This window comes from Plantibacter sp. H53 (genome assembly GCF_001650455.1).
GTDB classification, from domain to species: domain Bacteria; phylum Actinomycetota; class Actinomycetes; order Actinomycetales; family Microbacteriaceae; genus Plantibacter; species Plantibacter flavus_A.
The window spans coordinates 147,242-167,117 of sequence record NZ_LWCT01000001.1; the positions used below are offsets into that span (position 1 = coordinate 147,242).

At 70.1% G+C, this 19,876-nt stretch carries 16 protein-coding genes; 11 read left to right on the forward strand and 5 right to left on the reverse strand.

All coding sequences use genetic code 11. The features are described 5' to 3' along the window. Positions 1–26: 26 nt before the first annotated feature. Positions 27–2,237, reverse strand: a complete 2,211-nt coding sequence (locus A4X17_RS00670; protein WP_064293737.1) for an alpha-galactosidase — start codon at positions 2,235–2,237, stop codon at positions 27–29. Between the two features lie 52 nt (positions 2,238–2,289). After that, a complete protein-coding gene (locus tag A4X17_RS00675) occupies positions 2,290–3,288 on the reverse strand; it encodes a LacI family DNA-binding transcriptional regulator (protein WP_064293738.1) in 999 nt (332 codons plus the stop codon). Positions 3,289–3,546: 258 nt separating this feature from the next. Between A4X17_RS00675 and A4X17_RS00680 the strand changes: the two genes are divergently transcribed. The 7 genes from A4X17_RS00680 to A4X17_RS00710 all read left to right on the forward strand — a co-directional run bounded on the left by A4X17_RS00680 (position 3,547) and on the right by A4X17_RS00710 (position 13,142). After that, complete coding sequence (locus tag A4X17_RS00680; RefSeq protein ID WP_158596573.1) at positions 3,547–4,806, forward strand: ABC transporter substrate-binding protein; 1,260 nt, start codon at positions 3,547–3,549, stop codon at positions 4,804–4,806. Positions 4,807–4,888: 82 nt separating this feature from the next. Further along, positions 4,889–5,848, forward strand: a complete 960-nt coding sequence (locus A4X17_RS00685) for a carbohydrate ABC transporter permease (RefSeq protein WP_064293740.1) — start codon at positions 4,889–4,891, stop codon at positions 5,846–5,848. Then, positions 5,848–6,741: a carbohydrate ABC transporter permease gene (locus tag A4X17_RS00690; protein WP_079002436.1), complete on the forward strand. Its 894-nt coding sequence runs from the start codon at positions 5,848–5,850 to the stop codon at positions 6,739–6,741. Before A4X17_RS00685 ends, A4X17_RS00690 begins: the two co-directional genes overlap by 1 nt. After that, positions 6,738–9,098, forward strand: coding sequence for a beta-glucosidase (locus tag A4X17_RS00695; protein WP_064293741.1), 2,361 nt, complete (start codon positions 6,738–6,740; stop codon positions 9,096–9,098). Before A4X17_RS00690 ends, A4X17_RS00695 begins: the two co-directional genes overlap by 4 nt. 2 nt (positions 9,099–9,100) lie before the next feature. Beyond that, a complete protein-coding gene (locus A4X17_RS00700) occupies positions 9,101–11,353 on the forward strand; it encodes a beta-L-arabinofuranosidase domain-containing protein (RefSeq protein ID WP_064293742.1) in 2,253 nt (750 codons plus the stop codon). Between the two features lie 49 nt (positions 11,354–11,402). After that, positions 11,403–12,413, forward strand: coding sequence for a LacI family DNA-binding transcriptional regulator (locus A4X17_RS00705; RefSeq protein WP_064293743.1), 1,011 nt, complete (start codon positions 11,403–11,405; stop codon positions 12,411–12,413). A 24-nt stretch (positions 12,414–12,437) separates the two neighbouring features. Beyond that, the gene (locus A4X17_RS00710; RefSeq protein ID WP_082915816.1) at positions 12,438–13,142 is read left to right on the forward strand and encodes a cyclodeaminase/cyclohydrolase family protein; all 705 of its coding nucleotides are present in this window, start codon (positions 12,438–12,440) and stop codon (positions 13,140–13,142) included. Between the two features lie 7 nt (positions 13,143–13,149). On the opposite strand, the gene A4X17_RS00715 is transcribed toward A4X17_RS00710, so the two are convergent. Beyond that, on the reverse strand, positions 13,150–14,157 hold the full coding sequence (locus tag A4X17_RS00715) for a diacylglycerol kinase family protein (protein WP_064293744.1): 1,008 nt from the start codon (positions 14,155–14,157) through the stop codon (positions 13,150–13,152). A gap of 79 nt (positions 14,158–14,236) precedes the next feature. Between A4X17_RS00715 and arfB the strand changes: the two genes are divergently transcribed. Then, positions 14,237–14,659, forward strand: coding sequence for an alternative ribosome rescue aminoacyl-tRNA hydrolase ArfB (gene arfB, locus A4X17_RS00720; RefSeq protein WP_064293745.1), 423 nt, complete (start codon positions 14,237–14,239; stop codon positions 14,657–14,659). Positions 14,660–14,770: 111 nt separating this feature from the next. Beyond that, on the forward strand, positions 14,771–15,757 hold the full coding sequence (locus A4X17_RS00725) for an NAD(P)-dependent oxidoreductase (protein ID WP_064293746.1): 987 nt from the start codon (positions 14,771–14,773) through the stop codon (positions 15,755–15,757). Between the two features lie 12 nt (positions 15,758–15,769). Here the strand turns inward: A4X17_RS00725 and A4X17_RS00730 are convergent, their stop codons facing one another. Further along, positions 15,770–17,101 (reverse strand): LLM class flavin-dependent oxidoreductase, encoded by a 1,332-nt coding sequence (locus tag A4X17_RS00730; protein ID WP_064293747.1) that lies wholly within the window; start codon positions 17,099–17,101, stop codon positions 15,770–15,772. Further along, entirely contained in the window at positions 17,098–18,453 is a 1,356-nt protein-coding gene (locus tag A4X17_RS00735) for an O-acetylhomoserine aminocarboxypropyltransferase/cysteine synthase family protein (RefSeq protein ID WP_064293748.1), read from the reverse strand. The genes A4X17_RS00730 and A4X17_RS00735 overlap by 4 nt, the downstream gene beginning before the upstream one ends. A 211-nt stretch (positions 18,454–18,664) precedes the next feature. Between A4X17_RS00735 and A4X17_RS00740 the strand changes: the two genes are divergently transcribed. Further along, positions 18,665–19,324: a ThuA domain-containing protein gene (locus tag A4X17_RS00740; protein ID WP_231884250.1), complete on the forward strand. Its 660-nt coding sequence runs from the start codon at positions 18,665–18,667 to the stop codon at positions 19,322–19,324. Positions 19,325–19,501: 177 nt separating this feature from the next. Continuing rightward, the gene (locus A4X17_RS00745) at positions 19,502–19,852 is read left to right on the forward strand and encodes a hypothetical protein (RefSeq protein ID WP_064293749.1); all 351 of its coding nucleotides are present in this window, start codon (positions 19,502–19,504) and stop codon (positions 19,850–19,852) included. The last annotated feature ends 24 nt before the right edge of the window (positions 19,853–19,876 follow it).

Here is a 19,876-nt window from a genome sequence, read left to right on the forward strand (position 1 = left end):
TCCTGTTCTGTGCAGCGGGTCGTGGGTCAGTCGGCGGTCACGAGGATCGTGATCGCGCGGTCGGGCTGGAAGGTGGGGAGGTCGAGGCCGATCACGGCCAGCTGGCCACCGCTCAGCACGGGCGCCGCCGCGAGCGTGGCCGGGTCGGCGTCGAGTGGCGGCGCATCCCGGAGCCACTGGGGGATCACCCAGCGGGGGCCGAGGGAGTCGTCCTGCGCGACGGCGAGGCGGTAGTGACCGTCCGGGCGGAGTCCGGGAAGGCGGACCCGACGACGGGAGTCGGCCGACCGCGGGGGAGTCACGAGGGTGTACAGCGCGGTGGTGCCGTCCTCCGCGACGACCCCGCGCAGGGTCGGAGCGTCGTCGTCCCACTCACCGTCGCCGACGACGCGGCCGGTGGCGATGAGTCCGCGATGACGCGTGAACACGGTGATCCATCTGGCGAGGGTCGTCCGATCCGCATCGTCGAGCTCGCGCAGGTCCCACTCCACACCGAAGTGCCCGAGGAGGGCGACCGCGCACCGGGTGTGGAGCGTGTGCGTGTGTCCGGTCGTGGCCGATCTGGCCGAGGCCACGTGCGATCCCAGCATCTCGGGCGGGACGAGGAGCCCCGTCCACCGGAGCATCCGGGCCCGCTCGATCGGGTCGTGGTTGTCGGAGGTGTGGACGCGATCGGACCGCTCGAGGACACCGAGGTCGACGCGGCCTCCGCCCGACGCGCAGCTCTCGATCTCGAGGTGCGGGTGCCGCGATCGGAGCTCGTCGAGCAGCCGGTAGAGGGCTTCGGTCTGGTCGTGCACGGCTGGCCGCCCGGTCGACGGATGTCCGGCATCGACGAGGTCGCGGTTGTGGTCCCATTTCAGGTACGCGATCCCGAGCTCGCCGACCAATGTGTCGATGGCCTGCAGGATGTGGTCGAAGGCCGCCGGATTGCCGAGATCGAGCACCTGCTGGTGCCGGACGGGCGACGGGAGCTCGTCCCTCGCCCGCAGGATCCAGTCCGGGTGCTCGCGTGCGAGGTCGGAGTCCTCGTTGATCATCTCGGGTTCGAACCACAGCCCGAACTCCATGCCGAGCGATCGCACCCGGTCGGCGAGCGGCGCGAGACCGTCCGGCCAACGCTCGGGGTCCGGTGTCCAGTCACCGAGGCCGCGGGTGTCGTCGTGACGTCCGCGGAACCATCCGTCGTCGAGCACGTAGCGCTCGACGCCGATGGCCGCGGCCCGGGTCGCCAACTCGGTGAGGACCTCCAGGTCGTGATCGAACAGCACCGCCTCCCAGACGTTCAGGGTGACCGGGCGCGGACGCCGAGCCGCCCGCGAGGTCGAACGCAGCCAGCGGTGGTACCGCGACGAGGCGGCATCGAGGCCGACACCGTAGGCCCCGTACACCCATGGAGTCCGATGGTCCTCGCCCGGGCCGAGTCGGACCTCGCCCGGCAGGAGCAGCTCGCCGCCACGGAACGCGAGGTGTCCGTCGGTGCGTTCGACGCCGATCGTGTGGTTGCCGCTCCAACCGACGTGGCACAGCCAGACGTCACCGGTCCGGCTGTCGAACCCCGGTGTTCCGATCGCGGTGACCCCGGTGGCGTCGAGACCGGGGCGACCGTGCCGCGACTCGCGGAGGTGCGTCCCGGTCCCGACCGGACGCCGCTGCGGCAGCTTCTCGTTGCCCCACCGACCGGCGAAGTCGAGGATCTCCCGAGCCGACGTCGGGATCGGGAGGGCCGGCACGACACCCTCGATCTCCAGGAGGTCGTCGCCCCGGTTCGTGACCGTCACGCGCGTGCGCAGCAGGCCACTCGGTGTCAGTTCGATCGCCACGAGGAGAGCGATGCCCGTCTGGTCGTCGACCGCGGTCACCTCGACCAGCGCGGCGCCGCACTGCCGCACCTCGCCGTCCGGGAGGGCCGCTCTGTCGACCTCGACCGAGACCACGTCGAAGCGCGACGACCAGGCCGTCCCGGCGCGATGCGCCCGGAGGCCGGGGAGACCCGACCAGCCCGACGCGTGCTCGGGCAACAGGCTCGGCTCGTACGGCGCGTCCGATCCGTCGACGAGGTCGCCGCGCACGGTGGCTGCGGCCGCGGCAAGCCACTCGAGGTCGTCGGCATCGACGGCGGCACCCCAGTGCGCGATCGTCGGGAGGCGGGTCCCGTGCTGGACGAGGACGACGGAGACGCCGTCGCACTGCAGATGGACGACGCGGTGTTCGAGCGTCGCTGAGCGGTCGGACATGGTTCCTCCGAAGCGGTCGGTGAGGCGGGTGTGACGGCCGGTGGGCCGAAGGTCAGGCTGAGTCCCGGACGACGAGCGTGGTGTCGAGCCAGCGCGGAGCGGTCGTCCGGCCGGCGATGAGCTCCATGACGAGTTCCGCGGCGACCCTGCCCATCTGCTCCAACGGCTGACGGACCGAGGTCAGCGGTGGCTCTGCCGTGGCCGCGACGACCGTGTCGTCGAATCCGACGAGCGCGATGTCGTCCGGGACCGCGCGGCCACTGGCCTCGAGGACGCGCATCGCTCCGACCGCCATGAGGTCGGAGCCCGCGAAGACGGCGTCGAGGTCCGGGTACCGGGAGAGCAACCGTGCCATGGCCGACGACCCACTCGGCATGGTGAAGTCGCCTCGGGCGACCGCACGGATGTCGAGGCCGCGTTCGGTGAGGACGTCCCGCCAGCCTCGGACACGGTCGCTGGACGCGGCCATATCGGCGGGGCCCGAGATGACGCCGATCCGCGTGCGGCCGAGCGCGATCAGGTGTTCGGCCGCGAGCCGACCGCCGGCGTAGTTGTCGGAGTCGACGAAGGTGACGTCCTCCGTGTGCTCACCCATCGGGCGGCCGACGAAGACGATGGGGAGGTCCACCGAGGCGAGCGCCTGGGTGATGGTGCTGATCTCGTGCTGCAGGATCACCACCGCCCCGTCCACGTAGTGCGCCGCCAGGTAGGCGACGAGCGCGTCGAGTTGGCGCGGGTCGGCGAGGAAGAGCGCGGGCTGCTGGGCTGCAGACAGGAGTGCTGCGGTGGCGCCCTTGAGCGGTGCCGCGACGAACGATCCGGAGAAGGGTTCGAGCTCACCCGCCGCGAGGACGATCGCGACGGCGCCCGTCCTGCCCCCGGCGAGCGACCGGGCTGCGACATTCGTGCGGTAGGCCAGTTTCGCGGCCGCTTCGCGCACCGCGACGACCATCGAGGCGTCGACCGTCGAGGCACCGGCGAGGACCCGCGACGCGGTCGCTCGGGAGACGCCGGCCTCTCGGGCGACGTCGACCAGGGTCGGTTTGCGCATCCTCGCTCCTTTGCGATCGTCCACCTGCCGGTGGTCTGGCAACGAGCATCGCAGAATCCGAGAGAGCGGTCTCCGAGTTGCGCAATATTACCCTGGTGCCGCGGAACCCCGCTGCCTATGGTGATCACCACGCCCGAACGGTCCGGATGCTCCCCGATCCAGTCGACATCGGCGCGAGCCGGAGAGCGATCTCCGGCCGGTGACCGCAACGTAGCGCGACACCGCGGAACACGATCCCGCATAGGAGGGGGATTTCCAGTGAGATTCCGTCTTGCAGCAGCAGCAACCGTCACCGTCATGGTCGGCGCCCTGGTCACCGGTTGTTCCGGGTCCGGCGGCGGCGATGACAAGACCTTCCAGTTCTGGTCCTTCACGGGCATCAATCAGAAGGCCGATGTCGAGAAGTACAAGGAAGCGCACCCCGACATCACCGTCAAGCTCACCGAGGTCGGAAGCACGCAGGAGACCGCCCAGGCGCTCACCGCGGCGTTGGCCGGCGGTAAGGTCCCCGACCTGGTGCTCATCCAGGGGGACGACATGCCCAACTTCGTCGCGAACCCCGACAACTTCGTCGACCTGAGCACGATGGGCGCCGACGACATCTCCGGGGACTACCTGCCGTGGGTCTGGGACCAGGCCGTGGCTCAGAACGACGCCGTCATCGGGGTACCGACCGACGTGGGCGGGATGTCGATGGCGTACCGTGCCGACCTCTTCGAGGCCGCCGGCCTGCCATCGGAACCGGACGCGGTCGCTGCGCTCTGGCCCACCTGGGACGACTTCATCTCCGTCGGCCAGCAGTACGTCGCCGCCACCGGGAAGCCGTTCCTGGACAACGCCGGCACCTCGGTCTTCTTCCAGACCGTGAACCAGGTCGACGAGAAGTACTACACGCCGGAGGGTGAGCTCGTGTACGACACGAATCCGCAGGTGAAGGAGGCGTTCGACATCTCGATCAAGGCGATCGAGGCCGGCATCACTGCGAACGTCCCCGCCTTCTCCACCGGCTGGAGCACGGGCAAGACCAACGGCGCCTTCGCCGCGATGGCGGCTCCCTCCTGGATGCTGAAGAGCATCAAGACGGACGCGCCCGACACCTCGGGCCAGTGGCGCGTGACGACGGTGCCCAAGGTCGCCGGCAACTGGGGCGGCAGCTACCTCGCCATCCCGAAGCGCGCGGCGAACCCCGAGGCGGCGTGGGCCTACATCAAGGAGATGCAGTCACCCGAGTCGCAGCTGCAGAACTTCACCGACACCGGCGCCCTGCCCAGCACGGTCTCCGCGTACGAATCCACGGCGATCGCCGACTACACCGATCCGTTCTTCGGCGACTCGAAGATCGGTGCCGTGCTCGGCAAGTCCTTGCAGGAGTTCAAGCCGTTCTTCAACGGTCCGGAGACGGCGACGATCGGTTCGGCGATGATCAACACCGTGACGGACGTCGAAGCCGGCAACACCCCACCGGACAAGGCCTGGGACGTCGCGATGAAGGCCGTGAAGGACGCCCTCGGCGGCTGACCCGACGGCCCCGTCCACTCGTCCGCTCCGACCCGGGGCGTTCCGGCCGAGCAACACGCCGGAACGCCCCTGAAGGATCATCGTGACCACGCACATCACTCCACCTCGGCTGCTGCCCAAACAGTCGCCACCCGGTATCGGGACGCGCATCCGCAACACCCTGCCGGAACGCTTCGCCCCCTACGTCTACATCGCCCCGTTCTTCCTGATCTTCGCCGTCTTCGGGCTGATCCCGCTCCTGTTCACCTTCGTCGTGTCCCTCTTCGACTGGAACCCGATCGGTCAGCAGACCTTCATCGGCTTCGACAACTTCACCAGGCTCGCGGCCGACCCACGGTTCTGGAACGCGATGCTCAACACCTTCGCGATCTTCATCATCTCCACGGTGCCGCAGCTGGTCATCGCCCTGGGCCTCGCCCATCTGCTGAACCACGTCCGCCTGCGCTTCGCCACGGGGTTCCGGATGGCGATGCTCGTGCCGTACATCACCTCGGTCGCCGCGACCACGATCGTGTTCGCCCAGCTGTTCGACCGTGACTACGGGCTCTTCAACTACCTCATCAGCTTCTTCGGCGGTGACCACGTCGACTTCCTCAACGACAAGGTCGGCTCGTGGTTCCTCGTCGCGCTCATGGTCGTCTGGCGGTGGACGGGCTACACCACGCTGCTCTACCTGGCGGCACTGCAGGCGATCCCTCGCGACGTGTACGAGGCGGCCGCCGTCGACGGTGCCGGCGGTTGGAAGCAGTTCGTCTACATCACCATCCCGTCGTTGCGTCCCATCATCGTGTTCACGATCGTCACGTCGACGATCGGCGGGCTCCAGGTGTTCACCGAACCACTGCTGGTGAACCCGGCCACCGGCCTCACCTGCGGTGCGGCACGACAGTGCCAGACGCTCACGCTGTTCCTCTACGAGCAGGGCTTCGGCCAGTTCGAGTTCGGATACGGCTCGGCGATCGGCGTCGCGCTGTTCGTGATCGTCGTCCTCGTCGCCCTGCTGAACTTCTTCCTGTCCACCCGCACCCGAGGAGGACGCTGATGTCCGAGACGCTCAACTCCACCCAGCTGATGGCGAGCGCGACCTCCGCCGGCCGGAAACGGAACGGCGGCCGGATCGGCCGCATCCCCTGGTACACCTACGTCCTCCTCGTGTGCGCCGTCGTCGTGAGCATGTTCCCGCTGTACTTCATGTTCGTCGTCGCGACCACGGACTCGGCGACGGCGACCACCCTGCCACCGCGGCTGTACCCGGGCGACAACCTGTTCCACCTCGTGGGGCTCGTGCTCGAGACCGTGCCGTTCATCCAATCGATGATCAACAGTCTCATCGTCGCGCTGTCGATCGGCGTCGGATCGGCCCTGCTCTGCGCCCTGGCCGGGTTCGCCTTCGCGAAACTGGAGTTCCGCGGCCGCAACGCACTGTTCATCCTCGTGGTCCTCACCATGACCGTGCCGACGCAGCTGAGCGTGATCCCGCAGTACCTGATCATCTCCGCGCTCGACTGGGTGGACACGCTTCAGGCGCTCATCGTCCCCGGCCTCGCGAGCGCGTTCGGCATCTTCTGGATGCGTCAGCACATCTCGAGTTCCGTGAGCGACGAGCTGCTCCAGGCGGCGAGACTCGACGGTGCCAACACCTGGCAGATCTTCTGGCGGATCGTCTTCCCGGTCATCCGACCGGCGGCGTTCGTCCTGGGACTGCTCGGCTTCGTCGGATCCTGGAACGACTTCCTCTGGCCGTTCATCGTCCTGAAGTCGCCCGAGATGTACACGGTCCAGATCGCGATCAAGGCCTTGCAGTCGCAGCGGTCGATCGACCTCGGCCTGGCGATGGCCGGGTCGTTCCTGGCCACCATCCCGCTGCTCATCGCGTTCATCTTCGTCGGCAAGCGCATGGTGACCGGGATCATGGATGGAGCGTTCAAGGGATGACCCTGCAACACGACGGCGTCACGCCGACCACGTCGGGTATCGTCCGCGGCGTCTGGAACGACCGACGGGCGTCACCCGACGAGCGGGCGCGAGCACTCCTCGATGAGATGACCCTCGAAGAGAAGGTCGGTCAGCTCGGTTCGGTCTGGTTCACCGAGACGGCGGGCGGCTTCGCGCCGAGCGTGGACGGCTCCGACGACCCGGCTGCGCCGACGTCGGCGCCCACCGGCGACTTCACGGGTGGCCTCGGGCAGTTGACGCGCATCTTCGGGACCGAACCGGTGACGGTGGCCGAGGGCGTCGATCGCCTGCGGGAACGGCAACGGCAGGTCGTGGCCGGCAACCGGTTCGGCCTCCCCGCGATCGCGCACGAGGAGTGTCTGACGGGGTTCGCCGCGTTCGGTGCGACCGCCTTCCCGACGCCGCTCGCCTGGGCCGCCTCGTTCGACGAGGAGCTCGTGGAGCGGATGGCGGAGGCGATCGGAGACGACCTCCGCTCGGTCGGGGTCCATCAGGGGCTCGCGCCGGTCCTCGACGTCGTGCGCGACTACCGCTGGGGCCGCGTCGAGGAGACACTGGGGGAGGACCCCTACCTCGTCGGCCAACTCGGCGCCTCGTACGTGCGTGGTCTCGAGCGGTCCGGGGTCGTGGCGACGCTCAAGCACTTCGCCGGCTACGCCGCTTCCCGAGGCGCGAAGAACCATGCCCCGGTGAGCATGGGGCGCCGCGAGCTCGCCGATGTCGTGCTTCCGCCGTTCGAGACGGCGATCCGCCTCGGGGGAGCGCGAAGCGTGATGAACGCCTACACCGATCTCGACGGCGTCCCCGCCGGTGCCAGTGTCGAATTGCTCACCGACATCCTGCGCGACGACTGGGGTTTCGACGGCACCGTCGTCGCCGACTACTGGGCGATCCCGTTCCTCGCGACCATGCACCACGTCGCGAGCGGTGCGGCGGAGGCCGGCGCGCTCGCCCTCACCGCCGGGATCGACGTCGAACTCCCGGAGACCGCCGGCTACGGCGCCGGTCTCGTCGGGCTCGTCCAGGACGGGGCGCTCGACGAGCGGCTGGTCGACCGAGCCGTGCTCCGGCACCTGCGGCAGAAGATCGAGCTCGGCCTGCTCGACGGGGGCCCGCTCGTGCCGGAGCACGCCGCATCGACCGACCTCGACGGTCCCCGCAACCGCGCCATCGCGACGCGTCTGGCCGAGGAGTCGGTCGTCCTCCTCCGGAACCGCGCAGTCCTCCCGCTCCGGACCACCGCGCGCATCGCCGTGATCGGGCCGGCGGCCGACCAGTTCCGCAGTCTCGTGGGCTGTTACGCATTCCCCAACCACGTGTTGTCGAAACACCCCGGGCACGATCTCGGCATCACCATCCCGACGATCCTCGACGCGGTGCGTACCGAGTTCCCCGCGGCGGACATCGTCGTCGAACCGGGATGCAGCATCACCGAGACCGGTCAGGAGGGTGTGCCGGCCGCGGTCGAGGCCGCGCGTTCGGCCGACGTCGTCGTGCTGGCCGTGGGTGACATCGCGGGACTGTTCGGCGATGGCACCTCGGGAGAAGGCTGCGACGCCGAGGACCTGCGCCTCCCCGGGGGTCAGCACGATCTCGTGCTCGCCGTCCTCGAGACCGGGACGCCCGTCGTCCTGACCGTGCTGTCCGGGCGACCCTACGCGCTGGGGGACTACGACCGGGCCGATGCACTGGTCCAGGCCTTCTTCCCCGGTCAGGAGGGCGCGGCGGCCGTCGCGGGGCTGCTGTCCGGCCGCGTGAGGCCGAGCGGACGGCTCCCGGTGCAGATCCCTCGCTCACCGGCCATGCCGGGCACCTACCTGCAGCCGCCGCTCGGTCTGGCGTCCCGCGGGATCAGCGTGCTCGACCCCACGCCGCTCTTCCCGTTCGGTCACGGCCTCACCGCCGGGGACGTCCGCTACCGATCGCTCACGAGTGCAGCGGAGCTCGCCGTCGACGGCGAGGTCCTCGTCGACGTCACGGTCGAGAACATGGGTGTCGAGGACGCCGTCGAGGTGATCCAGCTCTACGGCACGGATCCGTTGGCCTCGGTCGTGCGCCCGTCGGTCGAGCTGCTCGCGTTCGCACGCCTCACGGTCGCTGCCGGGACGTCGACGACCGTGCGTTTCTCGGTGTCGGCCGACCGCTTGTCCTTCACCGGGGTCGACGGCCGCCGGGTGGTCGAACCGGGGACGTACGTGCTGTCCGCCGGGCCATCGGCGCTCGAGCGTCCGCTCACCCGCACGATCGAGGTGACCGGCGACCGGCGGGAGCTGGTCGGGCCGCGCGAGCTCCGCGTGGACTGGCGGCCCGTCGGTGCGGGCGCGAGGAAGGCCTGACCATGCCGTTCGTCCCGATCACCCAGGTCACCCTCACGGGTGGGCCCCTGTTCCGAGCGCAGGAGGCCGACCGCGCCTACCTGAGAGCCCTCGAGCCCGATCGTCTGCTCGCCCCGTTCCTCCGTGAGGCGGGCCTGGAGCCCCGGGCGGCGTCTTACGACGACTGGGAGGTGCGCGGACTCGACGGCCATACCGCCGGACACTACCTCTCGGCCTGCTCCCTGATGGTCGCCTCCACCGGGGACGACGTCCTGCGTTCCCGGCTCGAGTACACGGTCGCCGAACTGGCCCGCGCACAGGACCATCTGGGGACCGGATACGTCGGTGGTGTCCCTCGGAGTGCCGAGCTCTGGGCCGAGGTCGCAGCGGGGATCACCGAATCGACCTTCCGTGCCGGGCGCTGGGTGCCCTGGTACAACCTGCACAAGCTGTACGCCGGGCTCATCGACGCGGCCCGCTTGACGGGGGACCACGCGGCACGTGATGTGGTCCTGCGCCTCGCCACCTGGTGGGAGGAGCTTGCCGCGGGGATCGACGACGAGCACTTCCAGCTCATGCTCGAGACCGAGATCGGAGGGATGAACGAGGCGTACGTCGACCTCTTCGACCTCACGGGCGACGCCCGACATCTCGCGATGGCCGCCCGCTTCACATCCGTCGCCCTCAGCGAACCGCTGTCGCGCCGGTCCGACGAACTGACCGGCCTGCACGCCAACACCCGTATCCCGCAGTTCGTCGGCTTCGCCGCCCTCGCCACGCGGAGCGACGATCCGGCCCTCGCCCGCGCGGCCCGGTTCGCCTGGGAGACGATCCTGACGCGGCGCACGGTCGCGATCGGCGGCAACAGTGTCCGGGAGCACTTCCATGCCATCGACGACTTCACCCCGATGACCGAGGATCGGGAGGGGCCGGAGACCTGCAACAGCTACAACCTCATCAAGCTGGGCCGACGGCTCAGTGCCGACGAGTCCGACCCGGCGATCGCCGACGCGCTCGAACGGATCCTCTTCAACCACCTCCTGTCATCGCAGCACCCCGAGCACGGCGGCCTCGTCTACTTCACCTCCATGCGACCCGACCACTACCGCGTCTACTCCTCGCCGGAGCACAGCTTCTGGTGCTGCGTCGGGACCGGTCTGGAGAGTCACGCGAAACACGGCGAGTCGCTGTACCGGTTCGACGACGACACGGTGTCGGTCGAGCTCTTCGCGCCCTCCGTCGTGCGGATCCCGGAACTCGTTCTCGAGCTGCAGCAACGGACCGCCTTCCCGTCCGACGGCGTGGTCGGACTCACCCTCGGGCTCACCGGCTCGCGGCGGTTCCGTCTCCGCGTCCGGGTCCCCGGGTGGAGTGATCCGACACCCGAGATGTTCCTCAACGGCGCTCCGGTGACCGCCGAACGCGAACGCGGCCATCTCGTCGTGGAGCGTGAGTGGAGCGACGGCGACACCGTGTCGTTCGAGCTCACCATGGGCGGTCGTGCGGAACCGTACCCGGACGGCTCGGACTGGACCTCGTTCCTCTGGGGTCCGTCCGTCCTGGCGGCCCGTGGCGAGTCGCTCCCGACCGGCGTCGTGCTGGCCGATCGGCCGCACGCCCCGCACACGGCGGTCGGCCCGCTCACCCCGCTCGCCTCGGCACCGATCGTCACGCGGACGGCTGTGCCCTACCGGGACGCCGACGGGCGACTCCGGGTCGACTCGGACCGAGGACCGATCCCGTTGGAACCGTTCGCAGGCCTGCACGACGCGCGGTACACCGTCACGTTCCCCGTGGCGTCGTCGGCGGACGAGGACGCCGTCGACCGGCGCCGCACCGCCTTGGTCGAGCGGGACCGACGCGCCGCGAGCATCGACGGACGGACGGTCGACCGGGTCGCTCTGGGCGAGCAGCAGCCGGAGGCGGATCACGGGTTCGAGGGGCGCTCCAGCGTCAGTGGCGCGGTGGGTGGGATCCGCTGGCGGAGCACGGCCGAGCGTCTGTCCGTGAGGCTCGTCGATCCGCATCTCCTCGGCCGGGTCGTCAGAGTGACCTGGCTGCACGACCAGGCGGGCCACGGTCTCACCCTGGAGATCGACGGCACGCCGGTCGCTCCGCAGGAGGTCGGGCGAGACGACGACCTGGAGTGGGCGGAGTACCCGCTGACACCCACCAGCGCCGGGTGGGGTGTCCGGCGGTTCGCGCTCGTCGCGCAGCCGGATCGCGAGACCCCGCGGTGCACCGAGCTCCGAGTGCTGACCGCAGAGGGCGCCTGACCACCGGTACCGGCGCACACAGCACCCCGGGGTGCGGGAGCATGGAGCCATGACGACGACGCCGGAGCGGGACGATCCCAGCGTGACGCTCGCGGACGTCGCCGCGAGGTCGGGATGCTCGGTGTCGCTCGTCTCCCGGGTGCTCGCCGGGAAGCGCCATGCATCCCCGGACACCAGGGACCGCATCCTCGCTGCAGCGCACGACCTCGGCTACGACCGCGCAGCACAACGTCGCGGGCGACCTCGCTCGGTCCCGCGCCTGCTCGACCTGGCGATGAGTCAGTGGGACGACCCCTGGGCGAACACGGTCGTGACGAGTGTGCGGCGGGCGGCCGCTGCGGCGAACTACGATCTGGTGCTCACGCCGGAGAGCGAGTCGATGGTCGACGACTGGCCCAGTCGGGCACGTGCGCGGGGATCGGCCGGTGTCGTCGTGTGCCTCATCCGTCCCAACGTGTCCCAGCTCGACATCCTCGCCTCGGCCAACATCCCCGTCGCGCTCCTCGATCCGCGTGCGGAGCCGGCGCGGAGCCTGCCGAGCGTCGGGTCCACCGACTGGCAGGGCGGCTTCGACGCGGGTCGGCATCTCGCCCGGCGGGGGACACGTCGGTTCCTCATCATCACCGGCCGACCGAAGTACCGGTTCGGCCGTGCGCGGGAGGCCGGTTTCCGAGCGGCGGTCGAACGGCACGCCGACGGGGCGACGGTCGAGGAGATCTCGTCGCCCTGGTCCTCGGAGAGTGCGTTCGTCTCCGTGCGCAAGCTGCTCAGGCAGGGCGGGCTCCCGATCGGCGTCTTCAGCTGCAACGACGAGATGGCCTACGGCGTCTACCGCGCCGCTGAGGAGCTCCAGCTCCGCATCCCCGACGACATCAGGGTCGTCGGCTTCGACGACCTCCCGCAGTCCAGGTTGATGCCGCCGCCGATGACGACCGTGCGCCAGCCGATGCGCGCGATGGCCGCGCGTGCGGTCCAGCTCGTCCTCGAGGCGGAGCCCGGGACGGACCCCGGGGACCGCGCGGAGTTCCCGACCGAACTCATCGTCCGCGCCTCGAGCTGACGCGGACGCGGGAGAATGGTCCCCATGACGGGACCATCGGATACCGAAGACGTGTCGACCGAGCACTCGAGCGTGTCGGCGTGGATGCGGGCGCTCGGTACGGCGACCGGGAACCCCGGCGGCGGGGCCGCATCCGGACTCATGCTGGCGATCGCCGCCGGCCTCACCTCGATGGTCGCCGGCTATACCCGAACCACGCACGCCACCGAGGACGCGAGCGGGCGGGACTCGGCCGAGGCCGAGGCGACGATCGCCGCACTCCGCGCTCGCGCTGAGGCACGCTCCGAGCTGGCGCTGCGTCTGGCCGACGAGGACGCCCACGCCTCGCGAGCGTTCGGCAGCGCCTTCCGTCTGCCGGCCGGCGTCGGACGCGACGAGGCGATCCGTGCTGCGTCCATCGAGGCGGCCGCGGCCTCGGCGCGGCTGGGCGAGCATGCCGTCGACGCGATCGACGATCTCGCCTGGCTGACCGAGCACGGCAACCCGGCGTTGATCGCCGACGTGGCGGTGGCGATCGGTGCACTCCGCGCGGCGATCACGGGAGCGCGGACCAACGTCAGCTTCGATCTCGGTTCGGTCCGCAGCGCACACGGCTCCCTCGAGGAGATCCGCGCCGACGAGCCGCGCCTGTGGGAACTCGTCCCCGTGTTCGACCGCGCCCTCGAGCGGATCGACCGGCTCGCGGCGTCGATCGACCCCGAGGCCGCTCCCACCGACGCGGCGTCGTAGCCGGTGGTCAGCGCCCGCCGGGGCGCGCAGCCGGGCCGCTCGGAACCCGGACGATCAGGGCGTGGTGCAGGTTTCTCAGCGAGACCGAGATCACCGAACCGTGCGAGTCGCCGTCCAGTTGGATCTCCTGCGGCTCCGCGAGTCTGAGATGCATCGTCCGCGCCTGTGCGTAGCTGATCGCGCGTGCCTTCGGCGAGAATCGTCCGACCAGTCGGCCGAACCGCGTGCGGTGCAGCATCCGGTTGAACGTCAGACGGTAACCGATGTTCCCCCAACCCGGACCCTTGCCGGGGCGCAGCATGACGGCATCGAGGAGGCCGTCGTCCACGACGGCCTCCGGGAGCAGCAGGACCCCGCCGGTGAGCGTGCCGGAGTTCCCGACGATGATCGTATGCGCTCGGGCAGCCGCCTCCGGACGGTCGTCCAGTCGATAGTGCAGATCGAACTGCCGGTTGCCGATGATGCTCCGCGCGATCGGATCGGAGTAGGCGAGCCAGCCGATCCGTCGCTTCAGCCGCTCATTGGTGTGGCCCGCCATGTGCGCGTCGAGGCCGATACCGGCCATGACGAGGAAGACCTCGTCCCGGTTCGTGCCGTCGCTGCGCCCGAGACTGACCTGACCGACGTCGACCACCTGGTCTCGCCCTGAACAGGCGATGTCGACCGACCGCTTGAGGTCGCCCAACGGCAGGCCGAGCGCGCGGGCGAAGAGGTTCCCCGTTCCGGCCGGGACCAGCCCGAGGGGGATGCCGGTGGAGGCGATGGCCTCGGCGGCGACCCGCAGTGTCCCATCGCCTCCCGCGACCAGGATGAACGAGGGTGCCGAGGCGATCGCGGCCGCGGACGCACCCCGGCCGTCGTCGTCGGCGCTCGTCTCGTGCCAGGTGGAGGGTGCCAGTCCGTGCGTCGATTCAGCGGCTGCGACGGCCGAGCGGAGGACCTCGATGTCGACCTTGGAGGGATTGACGACGACGGCTGCGCGTCGACGTCCGCGTTCGGCTGGTGCATCGTTCACAGCGTCAAGGATAGGAGGCACCGGCTCGGAACCAGCGGTGGACGCGAGCCGTGCCGCGGGTTCGTGAGACGCTTGCCCCATGGACCTCGAGGTGTCGCCCGGACTGACGATCCCAGCAGCCGAGCTGCAGTGGCGTTTCTCCCGGTCGTCCGGCCCGGGCGGACAGCACGTGAACACCTCCGACAGCCGTGTCCAATTGACATGGAGTGTGGCCGAGTCGGCCGTCCTCACCGACGAGCAACGAGACCGACTGCTCGAGCGGCTCGACGCTCAGCTGGTCGGCGGAGCCATCACCGTGACCGTCTCCCGCGAGCGATCGCAGCTCCGGAACCGCGAACTCGCACTCGAAGCGCTCGCGACGCGCATCAGGTCGGCCCTCGCGCCGCCGGCGCCGACGCGCCGGCCCACGCGTCCGACCCGCGGATCGGCGCGACGCCACCTCGCCGCGAAACAGCAGCGGAGCGCCACCAAACAGCAACGACGACGTCCCTCCGACGACTAGCGGGTCACCACGTCGCCTCCCGCAAGGGCGTGCGTCGGACGGTCCGGTCCATTAGCGTTCCCGGAGAGCGCACCCGTCGACGCCGTCGTCGTGCGCGAACGGAGGAACACCATGCGCATCGTCGTCATCGGAGGGACCGGCCACATCGGCACCTTCCTCGTCCCGCGACTCGTCCGGGCCGGCCACGAGGTCGTGAGCGTGAGCCGCGGCGATCGTTCGCCGTACACGGAGGTTCCCGAGTGGGACCAGGTCGAGCGGGTCCGGGCCGATCGGGAGGCCGAGGACCGGGACGGTGTCTTCGCACGACGCATCGCGGATCTCGGTCCGGACGTCGTCATCGATCTGGTCTGCTTCACGGTCGCCTCGGCGACGGCACTCGTCGAGGGGCTGCGCGGCAACACGGGCCAGCTGCTCCACTGCGGATCGATCTGGCGCTACGGTCCCAGCGCGTCCGTCCCCATCGTCGAGGGCTCCGGGACGGCGCCGTTCGGCGACTACGGTGTCCAGAAGGATCAGATCGCCCGACTGCTCCAGCAGGAGAGCGCCGACGGAGGACTGGTGACGACCTCCCTGCATCCCGGGCACATCGTCGGACCGGGGTGGGCGCCCATCAACCCGCTCGGCAACCTCGACCTCGGGGTCTGGCGGACCCTCGCACTCGGTTCACCGCTGCGCATCCCCGGACTCGGTGCCGAGCTGCTGCACCACGTGCACGCCGACGACGTCGCGCAGGCCTTCGAGCTCGCCGTCGCGAACCGGGATCGTGTCGCCGGCGAGGATCTCAACGTGACCTCGGCCGCCGCGGTGACCGTCCGCGGCTACGCCGAGGTCGTCGCCGGCTGGTTCGGACGCTCGGCTGAGCTCGAGTCGGTGACCTGGGAGCATTTCCGAGCAGAGACACCGAAGGAGCACGCCGACACCACCTGGGAGCACCTGGTGCGGAGCCATTGCGCGTCGATCGACAAGGCACGGTCGCTGCTCGGATACGAGCCCGCCTACACCTCGACGGAGGCGGTCCTCGAGTCCGTCCGTTCGCTCGTCGCCCGCGGGGAGTTGGACGTGCCCGAACCACGAGCAGCCCTGAACACGAGCCGCTGACGACGCGATCCTTCAGGTGGCGTGCAACGAGCTCCGGAGTCCGTGCGGTGCGTCGACCTTCGGACGCTGCAGGATCCCGCGGCGTCGCAGGATCGGCACGAGTTCGTCGAGCATGCGGTGCACCGTCACCGGGTGGAGGTCGCCCGAGAAGATGAACCCGTCGTTGTCCGCCTCACTGCCGGCGCGTTCGATGTGATCGGCTACCTCAGCCGCCGTGCCGACGACTCCGCTGCCGTCGGTGATCCGCCCGAGTCGTGCCTTCGGCACGAGCAGCTCCCGGAGCGTCGCCGCTGCGAAGGACTCGTGCTGGCCGCGCAACGCGTCGAGGCTGCCGCGCGACACGTGGTCGCCGAAGACGGCCGGGTCCACCGGTCGGTCGAGGTCGAGCGCGGTGAGGTCCGTCTCCAGGTCGCTCGACCACGCGAGTGCGACGGAGCGCAGCGTCTCATCGTCCGGCTGTTCCGAGGCGGCGACGAGACGGTCGGCCTCGGCACGGCTCGACACGATGACGGGCTTGAACACGAACAGGATCGCGGGAGGGGTGTCCCGACCGACGGCAGCCGACGCGTCGAGGACCCGCCTCCGGTACGCACGGAGGCTCGCGATGTCGAGCGGTGCGAGGGCGAGCTGGACGTCCGACTGTCGTCCGGTGAAGGCGAGCCCTCGCGGCGAGGAGCCCGGCGACACGATGACGGGCTCCCCACCGGAGTCCTCCTCGAAGGGCAGGGCGTTGAGCGGCCCGTCGAAGTCGTAGTGTGCGCCGCGATGCTCGATGCGGTCGAGGTGGCGGCCGTCGGCGAAGCGTCCGGAGGCGGTGTCGCCCACGTACGCGCCAGGTCGCCAGCTCCGCCAGAGCGCGCGCACGCCGTCCAGCCACTCCTCCGCCCGCTCATAGGCGATGTCGTGCGGCACGACCGGCTCGCCGAAGTGACGGCTGCTGCCGACGTCGGTCACCACGTTCACCCCGAACCTCCCGCGACTGAGGTGCTGCAGGGTCGCGAACTGCCGCGCCGCCTGGTACGGCGGCAGTTGCAACGGGTTCACGGTCGGGATGATGCCGATGCGCTCCGTCACTGCGAAGAGGAACGGGGCGAGGCTCAGCGGGTCGTGCTTCGGCCCGCCGTAGGCGCCGCGGATGCGGAGGTCGAGCGTCTCGGGGTTCCCCAGCGAGAGGGCGTCCTCGATGATCAGGAGGTCCAGGCCCGCCTGCTCGAGCTCGCGCACGGCCTGCTGGTAGAGCGCGGGCTCCTGCCAGCGGTAGTCCCAGTCGAGGTACGGATGTCCCCAACCGTGCGGACCGAACCCACGTGACAGGAACCAGCCGAAGCGTTGCCGGGCGCTCACGCGGCGACCGCCTCGTCCGCCGTGACGCTCGCGCCGGTGCTCGTCGACGGCTCCCGGATCGGGAGCGCGTCGAACGCCGAGGCGAGGTCCGCGATGAGGTCGGCGACGTCTTCGATGCCGACGGAGATCCGCACGAGTCCTTGGCCGATGCCGCTCGCCGCGAGCTGCTCGACCGAACGCTGGGCGTGCGTGGTCGAGGCCGGGTGGAGGATCAGCGACCGGACGTCGCCGAGGTTCGTCATCCGCGTGAACAGGCCGACGTGGTCGATGACCGTCCGCGCTGCGTCCCGTCCGCCGTGCAGGGTGAACGAGAACACCGATCCCTGTCCATCCGGCAGATACCGGTCCGCCAGGCCGCGGAACGGACTGTCGCTGAGCCCCGAGTAGTCGACCGAGGCCACTTCCGTCCGTCCCGCCAGCCACGTCGCGAGGGCGAGGGCGTTCTCGCTCTGCCGCTGGACGCGGAGTGACAGCGTCTCGATGCCCTGTGCGATGAGGAACGCGTTGAACGGCGACGGCGTCGGGCCGAGACGCAGCGCGACCGATGCCCGTGCGTAGGCGGCCAGCGCTGCACGCCCGCCCGCCTCGACGTGGCTGAGCCCGCCGAGCGCGGCGAGCGGCGAGGTGAGGTGTCGGTAGCGGTCTGCGCGAGCGGCCCAGTCGAACGTGCCACCGTCGACGACGACCCCTCCCAGCACGGTGCCATGGCCCGCCAGGAACTTGCTGGCCGAGTGGACGACGATGTCGGCGCCGTGCTCGATGGGACGCAGGAGGTAGGGCGTGGCGAAGGTGTTGTCGACGACGAGCGGGACCCCGTGCGCATGGGCCACGTCGGCGACGAGACGGAGATCCGTGAGGTCGTTGCGGGGGTTCGGAATGGACTCGACGAAGATCGCGCGCGTCTCGGGTCGGATGGCACGCTCCCAGGCGTCGGCGTCGAGCGGATCGGAGACCTCGCTCGTGGTGATCCCCAGCCGACCGAAGTTCTCCGTGAAGAGGCTGCGCGAGCCCTCGTACAGACTCGGCGCGGTGAGCAGGTGGTCGCCGGCCTCGAGCAGGGAGAGCAGGGCGACGCCGACGGCCGCCTGTCCGGAGCCGAGGAGCAGCGCGTCCACACCACCCTCCAGGGCGGCGAGACGGCGCTCGACGGCGTCGATCGTCGGATTGCCGACCCGGCTGTAGCTGTAGCCACCAGGGTCCGGGCCGAACCGCTGCTCCGCCTCGTCGAAGTCCGCGAACACGAACCCGGCACTCGCGTAGATCGGCAGAGCCCGCGGCTGGAGCGGCGCATCGGGTGCACCACCGGCGTGCAGCTGTCGGGTGCTGAAGCCCCCTCGATCCCGCTCGTGCATCGCCGCGTCCTCTCCGTCAGCTCGGCCGTCGTCGACGCCCCGGCGTCGGTGACAGGCACTCTACGGTCGGGATCGGGGCGGGCGCAGGTGACGACGACATGTGCGGACACAATCGGTCGGCGACGCAGCCGTCGGGAGAGGCCCCGTACCCTGGAGAGACGTCGGCCGCGGACACGGTGACCGGCGCCGACGGATCGGACGAGGGGGAACCGTGAAAGCACTCATCGCATCGGGGAGCGGTCGGTATGCGGATCCGTGGCACCCGTACGCGCGCACGAGCCCGCTCATCGCGGAGGTCCTGGAGACGGTCGGCTTCGCGGTCGAGATCGACGAGGACGTCGATCGTGCGATGACGCGACTCGAGGGCGTCGAGCTCCTGGTGGTCAACGCAGGCGACCCGTGGCGGTCCGAGGACCAGGGTCGAGCGCCCGCTGCCGCCATCGACGGCTTCGCGGAGGCACTCGGTCGGGGGATCGGTGTCCTCGCGATGCATGCGGCGCTCGCCTCACTCCGCGACTACCCGGACTGGGCGCCGACGATCGGGGCGCTCTGGCTGCCCGGCGTGTCCTGGCATCCGCCGATGGGCCCGACCGTCGTCCGCGGCCTGGCATCGCCCGACGGCGGAGCGCTCGGCGACATCCCCGTGGACGACGAACAGTACCTGCGGCTGCAACCCGTCGGTCGGAGCACCACCGTCGCCGAGCACGACGTCGACGGCGAGCGGTTCCCCGCAGTGTGGGTCCGCGAGGTGGGGCCCTCGCGCGTCGCCGTCGACGCACTCGGACACGACGAGCGGTCCTACGCCTCGGCTGAGCACCGTGCACTGCTCGCGACGCTGGCACGGTGGGTGGCCCGGGCGCCGTCTGCGTGATCCGTCACGGATCCTCGATCGGCTTCGTCTGTGTCGCGACCCTCGTCGGCGCAAGCCCCCGTCGAACGGGAGTCGCCTCCCGCGACCGGGTCTATGCTCCTGTTCGGGGCTGCGAGCGACCATGATGGCCGGATGCGGCCCTCGTCAGGAATCGGAACCTCGAGAAAGCCGCACCACGTGTCACAGGACCTCATGTCACCCGAGAACAACGTCCAGCGCATCATGCGCACCGGAACCGTCTGGTTCGGCGTCGCGGTCGGGAGCACCGCGATCGTCCTCGGGCTCCTCCTCAGCTCAGGCTGGAGGCCGGCCGTCCTCGCCGAGGGACTCCGCGTGGTGTGGTGGTGCTGCTCGGTCATCGTGGGCTTGAGCATCGGCCTACTCGGCTGGTCCGGGTGTCCGATCCTGGAGGTGGACGTCCCGACGGCGTCCCGCAACAAGTCGCTGACCATGCAGCTCGGAACGATGCTCTTCATCCTCGGGAGCATCGGCGCCATGTTCACCGTGTTGGCCGGATCGCCGAGCTGACACCCACTTCGCGGGCACGTCCAG

Excerpts from the sequence above, each read along its gene's own strand:
- A4X17_RS00705 (WP_064293743.1), top strand. The coding sequence starts at position 11,403 with ATGACGACGACGCCGGAGCGGGACGATCCCAGCGTGACGCTCGCGGAC.
- A4X17_RS00725 (WP_064293746.1), top strand. The coding sequence starts at position 14,771 with ATGCGCATCGTCGTCATCGGAGGGACCGGCCACATCGGCACCTTCCTC.
- A4X17_RS00710 (WP_082915816.1), top strand. The coding sequence starts at position 12,438 with ATGACGGGACCATCGGATACCGAAGACGTGTCGACCGAGCACTCGAGC.
- A4X17_RS00675 (WP_064293738.1), bottom strand. The coding sequence starts at position 3,288 with ATGCGCAAACCGACCCTGGTCGACGTCGCCCGAGAGGCCGGCGTCTCC.
- arfB (WP_064293745.1), top strand. The coding sequence starts at position 14,237 with ATGGACCTCGAGGTGTCGCCCGGACTGACGATCCCAGCAGCCGAGCTG.
- A4X17_RS00670 (WP_064293737.1), bottom strand. The coding sequence starts at position 2,237 with ATGTCCGACCGCTCAGCGACGCTCGAACACCGCGTCGTCCATCTGCAG.
- A4X17_RS00700 (WP_064293742.1), top strand. The coding sequence starts at position 9,101 with ATGCCGTTCGTCCCGATCACCCAGGTCACCCTCACGGGTGGGCCCCTG.
- A4X17_RS00735 (WP_064293748.1), bottom strand. The coding sequence starts at position 18,453 with ATGCACGAGCGGGATCGAGGGGGCTTCAGCACCCGACAGCTGCACGCC.
- A4X17_RS00690 (WP_079002436.1), top strand. The coding sequence starts at position 5,848 with ATGTCCGAGACGCTCAACTCCACCCAGCTGATGGCGAGCGCGACCTCC.
- A4X17_RS00695 (WP_064293741.1), top strand. The coding sequence starts at position 6,738 with ATGACCCTGCAACACGACGGCGTCACGCCGACCACGTCGGGTATCGTC.